The sequence below is a fragment of the Streptococcus sanguinis genome, from assembly GCF_050225395.1.
GTDB lineage: Bacteria > Bacillota > Bacilli > Lactobacillales > Streptococcaceae > Streptococcus.
Genome location: NZ_CP071431.1, coordinates 1,995,992 through 2,009,936 on the forward strand (window position 1 = coordinate 1,995,992; position 13,945 = coordinate 2,009,936).

14 protein-coding genes and 1 pseudogene are annotated in these 13,945 nt (G+C 44.4%); 9 read left to right on the forward strand and 6 right to left on the reverse strand.

What is annotated here, in order from left to right; all coding sequences use genetic code 11:
* Positions 1 to 21: 21 nt before the first annotated feature.
* Positions 22 to 1,116 carry an AI-2E family transporter gene (locus J1C81_RS09695; protein ID WP_002915953.1) on the reverse strand — a complete coding sequence of 365 codons (1,095 nt, stop codon included), beginning with the start codon at positions 1,114 to 1,116 and terminating at the stop codon, positions 22 to 24.
* Positions 1,117 to 1,194: 78 nt separating this feature from the next.
* Positions 1,195 to 1,566 (reverse strand): hypothetical protein, encoded by a 372-nt coding sequence (locus tag J1C81_RS09700; RefSeq protein ID WP_002915954.1) that lies wholly within the window; start codon positions 1,564 to 1,566, stop codon positions 1,195 to 1,197.
* A gap of 132 nt (positions 1,567 to 1,698) precedes the next feature.
* On the opposite strand from J1C81_RS09700, the gene pabB reads away from it, so the two are divergent.
* The 9 genes from pabB to J1C81_RS09745 all read left to right on the forward strand — a co-directional run bounded on the left by pabB (position 1,699) and on the right by J1C81_RS09745 (position 10,144).
* On the forward strand, positions 1,699 to 3,429 hold the full coding sequence (pabB, locus tag J1C81_RS09705) for an aminodeoxychorismate synthase component I (RefSeq protein ID WP_002915955.1): 1,731 nt from the start codon (positions 1,699 to 1,701) through the stop codon (positions 3,427 to 3,429).
* Between the two features lies 1 nt (position 3,430).
* Positions 3,431 to 4,054, forward strand: a complete 624-nt coding sequence (locus tag J1C81_RS09710; RefSeq protein WP_002915957.1) for an alpha/beta fold hydrolase — start codon at positions 3,431 to 3,433, stop codon at positions 4,052 to 4,054.
* A 122-nt stretch (positions 4,055 to 4,176) separates the two neighbouring features.
* Complete coding sequence (locus J1C81_RS09715) at positions 4,177 to 5,085, forward strand: ATP-binding cassette domain-containing protein (RefSeq protein ID WP_002915959.1); 909 nt, start codon at positions 4,177 to 4,179, stop codon at positions 5,083 to 5,085.
* A gap of 16 nt (positions 5,086 to 5,101) precedes the next feature.
* Positions 5,102 to 5,860: an ABC transporter permease gene (locus J1C81_RS09720; protein WP_002915960.1), complete on the forward strand. Its 759-nt coding sequence runs from the start codon at positions 5,102 to 5,104 to the stop codon at positions 5,858 to 5,860.
* A gap of 37 nt (positions 5,861 to 5,897) precedes the next feature.
* Positions 5,898 to 6,590 (forward strand): ABC transporter permease, encoded by a 693-nt coding sequence (locus J1C81_RS09725; RefSeq protein ID WP_002915961.1) that lies wholly within the window; start codon positions 5,898 to 5,900, stop codon positions 6,588 to 6,590.
* 144 nt (positions 6,591 to 6,734) lie between these two features.
* The gene (locus J1C81_RS09730) at positions 6,735 to 7,643 is read left to right on the forward strand and encodes an ABC transporter ATP-binding protein (RefSeq protein WP_002915962.1); all 909 of its coding nucleotides are present in this window, start codon (positions 6,735 to 6,737) and stop codon (positions 7,641 to 7,643) included.
* A 12-nt stretch (positions 7,644 to 7,655) separates the two neighbouring features.
* The gene (locus J1C81_RS09735; protein WP_002915963.1) at positions 7,656 to 8,351 is read left to right on the forward strand and encodes a lantibiotic ABC transporter permease; all 696 of its coding nucleotides are present in this window, start codon (positions 7,656 to 7,658) and stop codon (positions 8,349 to 8,351) included.
* Positions 8,352 to 8,496: 145 nt separating this feature from the next.
* Positions 8,497 to 9,429, forward strand: coding sequence for an ABC transporter ATP-binding protein (locus J1C81_RS09740; RefSeq protein WP_002915964.1), 933 nt, complete (start codon positions 8,497 to 8,499; stop codon positions 9,427 to 9,429).
* Positions 9,422 to 10,144: a lantibiotic ABC transporter permease gene (locus tag J1C81_RS09745; RefSeq protein WP_002915965.1), complete on the forward strand. Its 723-nt coding sequence runs from the start codon at positions 9,422 to 9,424 to the stop codon at positions 10,142 to 10,144. The genes J1C81_RS09740 and J1C81_RS09745 overlap by 8 nt, the downstream gene beginning before the upstream one ends.
* 110 nt (positions 10,145 to 10,254) lie before the next feature.
* On the opposite strand, the pseudogene J1C81_RS09750 reads toward J1C81_RS09745, so the two are convergent.
* The 4 genes and pseudogenes from J1C81_RS09750 to J1C81_RS09765 form a co-directional block, all read right to left on the reverse strand.
* Positions 10,255 to 10,872 (reverse strand): annotated as a pseudogene (locus J1C81_RS09750) (helix-turn-helix domain-containing protein).
* A 109-nt stretch (positions 10,873 to 10,981) separates the two neighbouring features.
* Positions 10,982 to 11,812, reverse strand: a complete 831-nt coding sequence (locus J1C81_RS09755) for a CPBP family intramembrane glutamic endopeptidase (protein ID WP_002915969.1) — start codon at positions 11,810 to 11,812, stop codon at positions 10,982 to 10,984.
* 454 nt (positions 11,813 to 12,266) lie between these two features.
* Entirely contained in the window at positions 12,267 to 13,142 is an 876-nt protein-coding gene (locus J1C81_RS09760) for a sensor histidine kinase (protein WP_002915970.1), read from the reverse strand.
* 1 nt (position 13,143) lies between these two features.
* The gene (locus tag J1C81_RS09765; RefSeq protein WP_002914384.1) at positions 13,144 to 13,824 is read right to left on the reverse strand and encodes a response regulator transcription factor; all 681 of its coding nucleotides are present in this window, start codon (positions 13,822 to 13,824) and stop codon (positions 13,144 to 13,146) included.
* Positions 13,825 to 13,945: the final 121 nt, after the last annotated feature.

Sequence of the window (13,945 nt, forward strand, 5' to 3'; positions counted from 1 at the left end):
TTTATTTTCGCTGGTTTCTTTTCATTCTTTTACTAGTGCTTTTTTCTCCTCCTTCTCCACAACAAACTCTCTAACCAAGCGATAGATAACTGCGAAGATCGGCGTGAAGAAAATCATGCCGACCAAACCAAAGAGATTACCTCCAATCAGGGCGGCGGCTAGGGTAAAGAGAGTTGGGAGACCGACGGACTGGCCTACCACGCGCGGATAGATAACATTGCCCTCAATCAGCTGAACCACCTGAAAAACTGCGATTGAAAGAAGGGCTTTCCAAGGGCTGTCGGTGAAGATAAAGATAGCACCTAGAGCACAAGCTGAGAAAGGCCCGATGTAGGGAATGAAAGAGAGCACTCCAGCCAGAACTCCTGTCAAGGCTGCATAAGGCAGGCCTGTCAGAGAGTAGGCGATAAAGACTAAAATCCCAACAATGACGGCCTCTATCATCTGCCCCATCAGAAACTTATCATAGGTCTCAACAATGACAGAACCGACATAGGATAGGCGTTTCACAGCCTTCTCAGGAAGCAGGACCTGCAAGAGACGGCTAGTGATTGTCTGCAAATGCTCCTTGCTGCTCAAGAAGGCAAACATGAGAAAAATAGACATGATGACAGAGAAGAAATTGCCAAAGATAGCAGAGATATTGCCCGTCAGACTGCCCAGAAGAGAGATGGCTCGGTTGACAATGTCACTGTTTTGCAGCTGCTTGGTCAAATCTTTCAGCTGGCTAGAGGAAAGCAAGCCAGACTGTTGCAGCCACTTGGCTACCTGAGGCGCTACCTTGCCGATTGTTGCGCTCAGCTGATTGACCGCTGTGGTCAGAGTCGGTACGACGATAGAGACAATCCCTGTCATAATGAGAGCTAAAATCAGCACCTCTAAAATTAAGGCCAAACCGCGCTGCAACTTCTGAGGGACTCGGCATTTGTCCAAGAATTCTTCCAGTTTTTTCATCGGAACATTGAAGATAAAGGCTAGGACTCCACCCAGTATAATAGGCGAAAAAACCGAAGTCAGACTCTGCAGGCCAGACCAGATGTTTCCGATATAGAGAACCAGAGCCAGAGCGAGCGCCGCAAAGACGATTAGTTTATAAGATTCATTTATTTTTTTCATAAAGCTTCCTTTTAATGTTTTGTCATTTCCTTATTTTATCATAATTTTCGAGGGCTTTCGAGCAGGAGAAAGCGGTCTTTAGTCAGCTTTGTCATTGCTCTTAAAATTTTGCAAATCTTGAAGATAGAGACTTCCTGATATGATAGCCAGAAGACCAGCCGCCTCTCCCAAAAATGGAATAACTCCTGCAAGGAAAGCAAAGAAGAGAAGCTTATGGCTCATCTTATTGACTCTTGAATTTTCGCTATAATGAGCCATTCCAACAATAGAAAGTCCCAAAAACAACAAGCTGATTAATACTATCAGACCGCCCCAACCAGAGTTTTCAACCAGTTTGGGAACTAAAGCAACTATTTTCCAGTGCCATCGCTTAGAAGAAGCGTAAAGGATTAGAAGACCTCCTAAGATACTCACAACTCCATTTACCAATAACAATTTATTCGACTTCATATAAATCTCATTCTTTCTTTTTTTAACATAGTATACCTAGCCACTTTCTAATCTGTCAACCGTTATCAAAGAATGGCTGTTTCATCCGATAAATCCGTTTTCATTCAAATTATCTTATGATAAAATAACTTTATGCACAAGAAAACGATTATTGATTTTAAGCAGTTGGGCCAACGCCTGATTTTTACGAATCCCATCAAGGAGCTAAAGACTCGCCGTCTTGACCAAGTGGAGGAACTTTTGACAGAGATTGAGGGCTGGCAGGAGAAAGGATACTATGCTGTCGGCTATGTCAGCTATGAAGCAGCGCCAGCCTTCGAGGAAAAATTCCAAGTTCATTCGGCTCCGCTCCAGAAGGAATATCTCCTCTACTTTACTATTCACGATAAGGCTGAGGAGGCTTCCATTCCCTTGACCTATGAGGAAGTGGAAATGCCAGCGGCTTGGCAGGGGCTGACTTCTGAGCAAGAGTACCAGAAGGCTATCGAGACTATTCATCACCATATCCGCCAGGGCGATACCTATCAGGTCAACTTCACGATGCAGCTGTGCGCGGAGCTCAATCCTGAGGATAGCTTGGCTATTTACAATAGGCTGGTCGTTGAGCAAAATGCGGCCTACAATGCCTATGTAGAGCATGATGAGACCGCCATCTTGTCCATCAGCCCTGAGCTCTTTTTCGAGGAGCACCGAGGTCAACTGACAACTCGTCCGATGAAAGGAACTACCAATCGGGGACTGACCTTAGAGCAGGATAGAGAGCAGGCCGCATGGCTGGCCCAAGATGCCAAAAACCGAGCAGAAAATATGATGATTGTCGATCTGCTGCGGAATGACATGAACCGTATTTCTCAGACGGGCAGTGAGCGAGTTGAGCGGCTCTGCAGTGTCGAGCAATACTCTACAGTCTGGCAGATGACCTCTACCATTAAAAGCCTTCTGCATGAGGGAATCGGACTGGCAGAGCTTTTCAAGGCGCTCTTTCCTTGCGGATCCATCACAGGCGCGCCTAAGATTTCGACCATGGCGATCATCAAGGCAACAGAAAAAGCCGCCCGCGGGGTCTACTGCGGTACAGTCGGCATCTGCCTGCCAGACCAGAGACGGATTTTCAATGTCGCCATCCGCACCATTCAGCTAGAGCGGGAAAAAGCTATCTACGGCGTTGGCGGCGGCATCACTTGGGACAGCACGTGGAAATCTGAATACATCGAAACCCAGCAAAAATCTGCCGTCCTCTATCGAAAAAATCCGCGATTCGACCTGATTTCTACAGGAAAAGTAACGAATGGAAAGCTGACCTTGCAAGACCAACACCTGCAAAGACTGACAGAAGCAGCCGGCTACTTCGCCTATCCTTTTGACCAAGACAAACTAGAGCAAGAACTAGAAGAAACCTGCGCTCAACTAGATAAAGGGCAGGATTACAGGCTGCGTATAGCTCTAAAAAAAGACGGCAGTATTGAGCTAGAAACGACTCCTCTACTGCCACTGACGGATACTTTCAGAAAGGCAAAACTGCTCGAGCAGACAGCCAATCTAGCCCAGCCTTTCACCTATTTCAAAACCAGTCATCGGCCACATCTGACCTTGGAGCAGCAAGAACAGATTTACTACAATGCCCAAGGCCAACTACTGGAAACTTCTATCGGCAATCTGCTGCTGGAGCTAGACGGCAAGCTCTACACGCCTCCAGCTGAATTGGGCCTGCTCAAGGGCATCTATATCCAGCAGCTACTGGATAAGGGTCGAGCTACTGAGAAAATTTTAACACTGGCTGACCTGGCTCAAGCAGAGAAAATCTACGCCTGCAACGCAGTCAGGGGATTGTACGAGCTGGAGATTGATAAAGGAAAGCTCTGACATGAAAGTTATCTTTCTGCACGGACTAGGGCAAGATGCACATTCTTGGAAGAAAGTCCAAGAAGCCCTAGCCAATGTCCCAACGGAGTCGCTGGCTCTCTTTCCGAAGGGCAATGAAAGTTACCAAGACATTCGACAAGCAACCCTCCAGCACCTTCAAGCTGAAGAACAGCCTTTTATCTTAGTCGGTTTGTCACTCGGTGGCCTGCTGGCACTGGACCTGGCTGACCAAGCCCTTCCTCATCTAAAGGGCTTGATTTTATCCGGAACTCAATACAATTTAGCAGATAATTTTCTCTACAGACTGCAGATTCTCGTCTTTAAACTGATGCCCAAAAGCGTCTTCACCAAGCAAGGAGCCGATAAGGTCCAGATGCTGCGGATTTTGACCGAACTGCGTAAGGTAAATCTCACTGATAAAGTAAAGAAAATCAAGCTTCCCAGCCTGCTGGTTTGCGGCAGCAAAGACAAGCCTAATCTAAAAGCTGCCTATGAGCTTAACAAGCTGCTGAAAGATTCTCAGCTTTGCATTATAGAAAAGGGCGGCCATACTCTGAATAGCCAAGCGCCAGAAACATTTGCTCAAATAATAGAGAAGTTCCTACATGAGTTCACCCTTTTATAAGACCAACCAAAAACTTTAGAAATATTTGAGAAATTCTTTATAAATATTTGAAAGTTTGGTGCTATACTAGTTAATAAGAAGAGGAGTTTTCTCTCCTAGTATCATGAAAAGGAGACTCAATCATGGAAAATGTTTTGGTTTTACAGCAAGTCAGCAAGAAATTCGGCCGACAGTACGCTCTGACCGATGTGAATCTGACGATAAAAAAAGGAGATATTTACGGTTTAATTGGCAAGAACGGGGCCGGTAAGACCACTCTGATTAAGGTCATTACCCAGCTCTTGGAAGCAAGCAGTGGCAATGTCTCCCTCTTTGGCTCTCAGAACTATCAAGAATGGACGCAGAGCCTCAAACGGGTCGGATCGGTTATCGAAACTCCGGTTGCTCACAACCACCTGACAGCCTATGAAAATCTCAGCTACTACTGCAAGCTCCGCCATATTCCCCATGCAGATAAGGTCATCCGTGAAACCTTAGAATACGTGGACTTGACGGATACCGGAAAGAAGAAATTCCGCGACTTCTCTCTCGGGATGAAACAGCGGCTGGGTCTGGCTATTGCGCTTCTTACCAGACCTGACCTGATGATACTGGATGAGCCTATCAACGGACTGGATCCAGTCGGCATCAAGGAATTCCGCCAGCTGGTGCAGCGGCTCAACGAGGAATTGGGCATGACCTTTATCATCTCCAGCCATATCCTGTCTGAACTCTACTTGGTGGGGACCCGGTTCGGCATTATCGAGGAGGGACGACTGATCCGCGAGATTTCCAAGGCGGAGTTTGAAGAACAGAGCGAAGACTATATCGTGCTTAAAACATCGCAGTTAGAAGAAGCCAGCCGGCTGATTCACGACCAGCTCATGCATCGTATCAAGGTGGTCAATGCTTCTGACGAGATTCATATCTTTACCCATTCGCATGAGATTAGCAAGATTGTCAAGGAACTTGCGGTCGCAGATATACCGGTGCAGGAGATTTACTATGCACGACAAAACCTAGAAAACTTCTTTACAGACTTGGTCAAATGACAAAGGGAGGCTTATCATGATGGATTTCATTAGAGCCGATTTTTACCGGCTCATGCGTTCAAAAGGCTTTTGGATTACTGAGTTTTTATTAGTCTGTGTGATTTTCTCAGCAACCTTCTTCCAAGCAAATATTCATTTTGGAGCAAATATCTCCAGAAATGAGGCTGCTACTCAAGCTCTAGGAAAACTAACCGGCCTTCAAGCTCTGGACTATTTTGCAGGAAATACAGACAGTATGCTCTTTTTCACCATCATTGGTATCGGTATGGTCCTTGGAGTGGACCTATCTCGGAAACTTTATAAAAACTGTCTGAGCTATGGCATCTCTAAGCTCAGCTATTATTTTTCTAAATTCTTTGTCTGCGTTAGTATCGCAGCCTTTCACTTCCTGATGATTTTATCTATCTCCTTTGTGACCGCTAGTCTGTCCAACGGAATTGGAAGTGCCCCCAGCTCTTTTTTGCCTCAGCTGGGAGCTGCTCTCTTCATTCAATTTCTCAGCACGGTTACATGGATTGCCATCATTTCTTTTGTACTCTATGCCAGCCACTCCATCGTATCTATCTTTCTGACCTATTTCCTTGGCGGTACCTTACTGACTATTCCCCTCATCTTTTACCCGGACAATGAATGGCTGATCTATCTGACTCTGCGTTTTAACACAAATATGGCAGCAGATGGCGGGGCTGTTATCAAGGCTATCCTGACAGTGGTAACGGTCACCCTGCTCTTTCTGGGTGGCGGGCTGATAGTTTTCAAAAAGAAAGATTTATAAAAAGCAGGAACAATCTTAAATATTCAGAGGAGATTTCATGTTACATACTATCCAGGCGGAGCTCTACCAGCTTGTCCGCTCCAAACCTTTTTGGCTAATAGAAGGGCTGCTCTTTTTTCTCATTTCCATCAGCTCTCTTGGTGAACGAAACTTTAATTTTTATATCTCTACGTCTTCTGATCCAGAAGAAATAGTCATCCAAGGTTGGACAGGATTTGAAGCTCTCGGGCAGCTTGCTAAAGACTTCCTGCCCTTTGTCATGATTACTGTCCTTGTGCTCATCATCTCTCTGTTAGGTCGTGACCTGACTAGAAAACTATACAACAATATATTAGCTGGCGGGATTTCTCGGAAAGAATTTTACCTATCCAAAATAGCTGTTCTTATCACAATTATCATCTTGCAAATGGCGGCAGCCTTTGCTGTAGCCTTTATCTTTGGGAGCCTCTTCCACGGACTTGGGACTATGCCAAAGAACTTTTTCTGGAGCTTTTCCTTGTCTTTCTTTCGCTCCTTTCTCTTTATTATGACCTGCAGTTCTGTAATTACCTGTCTCCTCTACCTAACCCGCTCCACCCTAGCCAGCTATCTCGTCTTTTTCGCCCTGATTATGCTTCAGTCTAGCCTCGTCATCGTTTTCCCTCAGATAAATTCTGAACTATTCTTATTCCTTATCCTAGCTGCTTCTCTCTTAGGTGGTTACCAAGCCTTTCAGCACAGGGACTTATAAATCTAAGCAGTCAGCCCTTTGGCTGCTTTTTTATTGCTTTTGGATTGGTTCTGCATTTCTTTAGAAATATTTTAGAATTTCTTGAGAAATATTTGAAATCTAGCTTGTATACTAAAATCAAACCTAAGAAAGCGAGAATATACCATGCAAACTGTTTTAGAAGTAAAGCAAGTTACCAAACAATATGGCCAGCAATATGCCCTTGATCATGTGAGTTTTTCGATCCAGAAGGGCGAAATTTACGGTTTAATCGGCAAGAACGGAGCTGGCAAAACCACTCTTCTCAAGACCATTAGCCGGCTCATTCATGCCAACAGCGGAACCGTTTCTGTCTTTGGTTCGCAGAACTCTAAGGAATGGAATGAAGCCCTGCGCAAGATAGGTACTGTCATCGAAACACCAGTCGCTTACAATCAGATGACTGCTTATCAAAACCTCAACTACTACTGCAAGGTTCACCAGATTGCCCAGCCCGACCAGCTCATCAAGGAAACCCTGGCCTATGTCGGATTGAGCAATACTGGTAAAAAGAAATTCCGCAACTTTTCGCTAGGAATGAAGCAGCGCTTGGGAATCGCTATTGCACTTATAAGCAAGCCTGAACTCATGATTTTAGATGAGCCCATAAATGGCCTCGATCCTCTTGGCATCAAGGAATTTCGACTGATGATTCAGCGACTCAATCAAGAATTGGGAATCACTTTTATCATTTCCAGCCACATCTTGTCTGAGCTTTATCTGGTAGCCACCAAGTTTGGAGTGATTGACCAAGGACGGCTTGTTGCAGAATTCACCAAGGATGACTTTGACCGAGCCAGCGAAGATTATATCGTCCTCAAGACTAGCTATAAAGAACAGGCTGCCAATCTCATCCAAGGCAAGCTCCACTATCAGCTCAAGGACGCTGATAAATCTGACGAACTGCACATTGTCGCCCAAGAGCAGGAACTAAATGACATCAACAGGGAGTTGGTCCTATCCAACATTCATGTCAATGGTATCTATGCAGCTCACAAAGATTTAGAAAAATACTTTACAGATTTAGTCCAGTAAGGAGAAAAAACCATGTTACATACTTTTCAAGCAGATTTTTACCGTTTCTTTCGTTCCAAGGCTGTTTGGATTACCGAATTCATCTTTCTACTGACGACCTTGAGCGCAGTCTTTGGCAAATTAAATGCCGTCCAGCTTATACAAGCGGTGTCCAACGCTATCGGTAATAATACATTTATCATCATTATCCTCTCTATGGTCGTCATCGGGACAGATCTGAACAAGCAGCTTTACAAGAATACTTTAACCAGCGGCGTTTCTCGTACCAGCTTTTTCGTCTCTAAAGCCCTAGTCATGGTCTGCGTAACGTTCCTGCAGTTGGCTCTCTATTATAGCATCAACTTTATCCTAGCAGCCATTCTAAATGGTATCGGTGATTTATCCGCTACCTTCCTGCTTCAGTTTATTCTTCTATTCTTTGTGCAGTGTCTGACTGTCATTGCTTGGACAGCCATTATTTCCTTTATTCTTTATCTGAGTAAATCTATGATTGCTGCCCTGGGAGGTTACCTTTTCTGCGCATCCTTAACCGGAGCTCTTGCTCAATTTTATCCCAAATCTTTATGGCTGCAGCATTTCACCATGAGCTTTGATTTTGAGACGCTCCAAAGCAACGGTGTAACCTTGAGAATTGTTCTAATCGCCCTGTTTTTAGGAACAGTCTTCACCGCAGCAAGTCTTTATACTTTCCACAAAAAGGATTTATAGTTGAAAATGAGCTGGCTCTCGACTGGCTCATTTTAATCTTTTCAATTTTAAATTTCTTTAGAAATATTTTAGAATTTCTTGAGAAATATTTGAAATTTAGTTTGTATACTAAAAGTATAAACAAAGTAATTAAAGGAGAAACATCATGCAAAATGTTTTAGAAGTGAAAGGACTCACTAAAAAATACGGTGATCAGTATGCTCTGAAAGATGTCAGTCTTTCCATCAAGAAAGGAGAGATTTACGGTCTCATCGGAAAAAACGGTGCTGGTAAGACCACACTGATCAAAATCATCACGCAAGTCATCTATCCTAGCGGAGGGTCCGTGTCTGTTCTGGGCTCTCAGAACCAACAAGAATGGACAAAAGCCCTCAGCCATACTGGATCTGTTATCGAGACCCCTGTAGCTCATGCCCATATGTCGGCTTATGAAAATCTGCGCTACTACTGTACCGATCGGGGCATTCCAAATGCTGACAAAGTCATCAAAGAAACCCTGCAATATGTCGGCCTGACCGATACTGGAAAGAAGAAATTCCGCAATTTCTCTCTAGGGATGAAACAGCGGTTGGGCATTGCCATTGCCATTTTGGGGCGTCCCGACTTGCTCATCTTGGACGAGCCCATCAATGGTTTAGACCCAGTTGGGATTCAGGAATTTAGAGAAATGGTCAAGCGCCTCAATCAAGAATTAGGCATCACCATCATCATTTCCAGCCATATCCTGTCCGAGCTTTATCTAGTAGCAACTCGCTTTGGTTTTATCAATCAAGGGCATTTCATCAAGGAGCTGTCTAAGGAAGAATTTGACCGAGAAAGCGGCGACTATATCATCCTAAAAACGGATAATATCAAGCAAGCTGCTCATTTAGTGCAAGACAAGCTAGGCTACCAGCTCAGACCGACCAACAAGGAAGATGAGCTGCATATTTCCGGTAAGGTACAAGAAATTCGCAAGATTGCCAAGGAACTAGTCCTAGCCGACATCCCAATCGGGGAAATCTACTACGCCCACAAAGACTTAGAAAAATACTTTACAGCCTTAATCAACCAACAAGGAGGAAACACTCATGTTTAATAGTATCAAGGCGGATTACTACCGTCTCTTCCGCTCCGTAGGATTCTGGGGAGTGCAGGCTTTCTGCATCTTTGGAATTCTCCTCGGCATTTTCACTTCCAAAGTTGTCAGTTCCGACAACGGTATCTTTTTTGCCATAGATGTCGTCTCCTACAACAGCGGCATGCTCTTTATTGCCTGCAATGTCATGACTAGCTTGCTTCTCGGTGTTGATCTCAATGACAAACTTTATCACAATAACCTGACTACAGGCAAGACTCGGACCCAGTATTACTTCTCTAAATCACTGACTATCGGTAGCTTACTTCCGATACAGTTCATACTACTCTACATTTTTGGTATTGTCATCGAATTTGTCCGAACCGGTGGTAATATGGGAACCCTGCCAGCTAATTTCTGGGGACAATTCGCAATACTCTTTGTCATGCAGGTCATCTGTACCTATGCTTGGTACTGCATTACCAGCTTTGTCCTCTACTTGACTCGAAACTATAGTGTCGTCTTTATCACCTATATCATGACCTACATCTTACTCGGCCTCCCTAGTCAAATGGTTGATGCCAATAATGAATGGTTCAAGGCTATCAAGATGGAGTTCGTCTACGGAGACGCTTCAATACCAGGTGTCATCACCAAAACAGCTATCTTTGCTCTCAGTCTGATCACGGTCTTTAGCTTAGCAGGACTGGCTACACTGAAAAAGAGAGATTTGTAAAATAAAAACTCAGCTAATCACTAAATTAGCTGAGTTTTTTTGAGCGGATTTTGATTGGATTATGAGCGGATTTCACCCTTTCTGGTCTAGCCCTCTTTATCGGCTTTCTTTCACTGCTTCCAATCTTGCTTTTTCAAGAACAGACTGATGCAGACTCCTAGGATAAGGTAGAAAGTGACAAAGGTAAGACTAGCTGCCAAACTGGTCGGATATGGAAAGATCTTGCCCAGAGGAAAAAGAACATTAGATAGAAATCCGAGGGGAACAAAGAGCAAGAATAAAATCAAGGCTAGCTTAACCTGAAAAGAAGGTCTTACATCGGATAGATTGCGGCCTGTTCCCCACACCAGCAGCCCTACTCCCTGAACAATCAGCACCGGCGTTAGCAAGACACTAATCTTGAGAAAATCAGCTAGGATAATGGAGAGGATGATGCCCAGACCGATAAAGCCAAGAGAGAGCTAATAGCAAATATTGCTGGCTATTCTCCTGTACTTGATTGACTGCTCTTCCTCTTTCTGGACTACAGGCTCAATTCCCTTGAGCAGATAGTCTGTGGTCACCGCAAAATAGTCACTCATGGAAATGATCTTATCCAAATCAGGCATACTCTGCTCGCTCTCCCACTTGGAAACGGCCTGTCTGGACACACCGAGTTGGTCGGCTAGACCCTCCTGCGAAATGCCCCGCGCTTTCCGCAGGTACTGGATTCTGTCTGATAGATTCATGGATTGTTTTACCTATTCTTTCTTATTTTTTATACTTTCTTTCATTTAAACTTATTATAGCACAAGGCGGAGAGACTGCAAAGTCTGATTGTCATCTCTTCATAAAATGCTAGACTTCTTCTTTAGATGGAAGAGCTTTTTCCTCCCTATCCGTCCGATACCAGAGATAGATACTATAAAGTGTCAGGAGAAGCACACCTCCAAAGTAAAAGAAGGGATTAACTTGAGAGAAATCTAAATTGTTAGCTTGAGCTATTCCAACAAAAGTCGGGATGAGGGTGTTGGAGAGTGCATGAAAGATGTTACAAGCAAGGACAGACTGGGTCTTCTTATACAGAGCTGCAAGCCAAAAAGATAGAAGGATACTGAAAATGATAAAAACTGAGAACAGATCCTGGCTTCGATCATAAAAGCGATCGTAAAACCAGAGAGGGATATGCCAGATGGCCCAAATAATACCGGTCATCAAGGTAGAGACAAAGAAAGAAAACTTTTTCTCTAAGGCTGGCTGTAGGAAACCGCGCCAGCCAAATTCTTCAATCCCGCCCGATAGGACAATACAATAGATAAAAAACCAAGGAAATCTTACTAAAGCGCCGTCTACCAGCTTGCCACCAGAAGCTAGGGCATAGAAGGTGGTCAGACCGCCACCATAGATTAGCAAGTAGAGCCAGGTCTCTTTCTTGCCTGAAAAGAGATAGGAGCAAATGGCCTTGAAGCCTTTCTTTTTCAGTACGATTAGGCTGGCCAGCATAGGCCCAAACATAGCAATACCATTTAGAATAGCTTCAAGAGCTAGATAGGCTGTAGGTGGACTGTCTGGCCAAAGGTTTTTGAGGATAATGTCCAGCAGCCAGAATCCCCATGTCCAGACGAAGTTCCAAGCTAGGAACGGCAAAATTAGTTTTAGTTGTGGTTTGATAGTTGTTTCTGTATTCATGAGAATACCTCCTTATAATATAATTAAACTCAAGTTTTTGATCCAAATCTTCAAAGACAGCGACTCGTTCATTCCGAAATCAAAAACTCGGCTTCTGCTTTCAGATTAACAAAAAAGCCAGTTGCCTTTCTAGCGACTGGAATTGGAATAAAGAAAAAATCTAGTTGCTTTTTGAGTGATTGAACTTGGAATCTTTGTCAACTGTCAGTTGCAAGTCAGTTATATCAAGGGTTTAGAGTAGTTGGCTGATTTTTCACTTTGACCGGTAAAATGACCTCGTTGATATGACTTGCTTTTCAAATCACAAAACAAAAAGGCATCTTTATCATGACTTTCTTCGACTTAATCTAAAAATAAACCTCAGCCAATTCGAAAATTAACTGAGGTTTATGAGCGGATTTTGAGGCTAGCTGATAGAGCTGAGCCTTCCTTATTTTGCTTTTTTAAGTCTTTTTTACAAAGTCACAACCAGTTCAAACCAGTCGTCCTCTGCTTTCATTGTCAAGTCCCCGCCTAGGATTTCGACTAACTGCTGGGTGATGTAGAGCCCCAGACCAGAAGACTCCTCACTGCTGGATAGATTTTCTGAGTAAAAGCGATTGGTCAGCTTATCTAGATATTGGATAGGCTGCTGGACGATATTTTTGACGGTAAAGATACAATGCTCGCCCTCTTTTTTCAGAGAAATGCTGGCAGCCTTACGACCGTGCTTGAGGACATTGCTTATCATATTCTGAACAATGCGCTCTAGAATTTCTGGGTCTGTCTCTAGCTCTAGACCTTCAGCCAGCTCTACCTGCAGGTCAATCTGGGCTTTCTGGAAGGCATCATAATAAGTAAAAAGCTGCTGGGTTACCAGCTGAGATATATCTGTCGGCTGGACATTGGCCCGAATGGCTCCCTCCATCAGCCGGCGGTACTCCATCAAGGCTTCCAGCCGTTTGGATACCATTCCCAGACTATCTGCAATTTTGACTAGCTGCTGACTTTCCTGACTATCATCCTTCAGCAGCTGCTGGGTATAGCCGCTGGCAATGGTCAGAGGGGTGCGGATATCATGGGCGATATTACTGATAGCCATATCCAGCGTCTTCTTTTCCTGCTGGACAACAAAGGTCGTCTTATCTAGCTCCCTAAAGAGCAGCTCTGCTTCCTCTGTCAATTCCAAAATACTGGGGGCATGGGCAGCAGGAGCCAGACGATTCTGGCTCCCTGTCTGCCGCTTCAGACGAATCTGCTGAGCCACATCCTTGACCGCCAGATGATAGCGTATGAAACCAATGGCCAGAAACAGACTGATAAGGGCAAATAAAATGACTAACACCAACATATCAGTCCTCCTTGAGCCGGACACCCAGTCCCCAAACAGTCTCTATGTATTCCTCTGTTGGGTCCAACTGAGCCAGTTTCTTACGTAGATTGCTGAGGTGGGTATTCAGGGTATTATCCCCAGGCAGATAGCTCTCTTCCCAGACCTGCTCAAAGAGCTCTTCCTTGGTGTAGATCTTCTTGGGATGACGGAGTAAGAGCTGGAGGATATGATATTCTTTCTTGCTCAGACGGACGCTTTTCTCTCCACAGACCGCCTCAAAGGTAGTCTTGAGCAGCCGGATATTTTTAAAGGACTGGCCTTCTTCCTCGCCAGTCAAAGCCTGCTGGCTGCGCAGCTGCACGGTAATACGGGCAAAAACCTCATCCAGATTGAAAGGTTTGACGATATAATCATTAGCACCATTCAGCAGGTACTGGCTAACCAGCGCTTTCTCACCAAGGGCCGTCAGCATGACCACAGGCACCGTAGCATTGCTACTGCGAATTTCCCTCAACACTTCATCGCCATTCTTCCCCGGCAGCATGATATCCAAAAGGACCAAATCAATCTCCTCCCGCTCAAACAGCGAGATGCCCTCCGTCCCCGAATAGGCGGAATAAACTGTGTGTTCCTTCTGAAAAAGATCTTTTAGAATTTCATGAATATCACTGTTGTCTTCGATGAGTAAAATATGAGCCATAAACACTCGCCTCCAGAAATTTCCTATCACTAGTGTAGCAAGGATAAGAGGCTAAGTCAATAAAAGATGGACTATTCGAAAAACTTTAGAAATATTTTAGAATTACTTGAAGGATATTTGA